The sequence below is a fragment of the Nguyenibacter vanlangensis genome (assembly GCF_013376155.1).
Lineage (GTDB): Bacteria > Pseudomonadota > Alphaproteobacteria > Acetobacterales > Acetobacteraceae > Gluconacetobacter > Gluconacetobacter vanlangensis.
The window spans coordinates 1-959 of sequence record NZ_JABXXP010000910.1 but is presented as its reverse complement, the minus strand read 5'-3'; the positions used below and the strand labels follow the sequence as shown (position 1 = coordinate 959).

Genomic DNA, 959 nt, shown 5'->3' with positions numbered 1-959 from the left:
GAACAGGTCCACGCCGATGACGGCGCGTGGACGCAGCCGGCCGGCCGCGCGGATGTCGGCGATGCGGGCGCGCAGGCTGTCGGGGTCGATCTGGAAGGTCCGGGGATCGACATCGACGAAGACCGGCGTCGCGCCCAGCAGCAGCGGGACCTCGGCCGTCGCGGTATAGGTGAAGGCCGGCAGGAAGACGGCGTCGCCCGAGCCGATGCCTTCGGCCATCATCACGATCTGGATCGCGTCGGTGCCCGACGAGACGCCCACGCATTCGGCGGCGCCGGAATAGGCGGCCAGCGCCCGTTCCAGTTCCGCGACCTCGGGGCCCATGACGAAGCGGCAATGGGCCATCACCGCGTCCACGCGCCGCCTGACGGCGTCGCCCAGCCGCGCCTGCTGGGCCGGCAGGTCGAGGAACGCGATGGGGGCCGAATCGGGGACGGGCCGGTCGAGCTTGGGCCGGTCGGGTGCGGGATGCTGGGCTGTCATGTCGGCATGGTCCTTTCGGCATCGGTCGCGTCGGCGCCGGTTATGTCGGCATCGATTGTGCCGACATCGGTTGAGTGGGGGCGCGTTTCGCGCACCGTGCCCGTCGCGTTATGGACGAATTCGGGGACGAGTCCGGCGATCAGGGCCAGCACGGCCGGCACGTCGTCGTCATGGCAGGCGGCTTCCAGCCGGTCGATCGTCCGCCCGACCTGGTCGCGGTCGACCATGCGCGGGGTGGCCATCCGCAGGCCCGGATGCTCGGTGGGGGCCGGGGCCTCGCGCCCGTGGAACAGTTCCTCGAACAATTTTTCGCCGGGGCGCAGGCCGGTGAAGCGGATCGGCACGTCCCGGTCGGGCCGCAGGCCGGCCAGGCGGATCATCTGCCGTGCGAGATCGACGATCTTGACCGGCTTGCCCATGTCCAGCACGAAGATGCCGCCGCCGCGCAGCAGGGCGTCGGTGCCGCTGCCGGCCCG

General features: G+C 71.5%; 2 protein-coding genes. Both read right to left on the bottom strand.

Translation table 11 applies throughout. The features are described from left to right. Positions 1 to 483: aminotransferase class I/II-fold pyridoxal phosphate-dependent enzyme (locus HUK84_RS20090; protein ID WP_176641773.1), on the bottom strand; the 483-nt coding region annotated here is incomplete at its 3' end. Further along, positions 480 to 959, bottom strand: a 480-nt coding sequence (locus HUK84_RS20085; protein WP_176641772.1) for a polysaccharide biosynthesis protein, incomplete at its 5' end; no start/stop codon positions are given. The genes HUK84_RS20090 and HUK84_RS20085, both read right to left, overlap by 4 nt.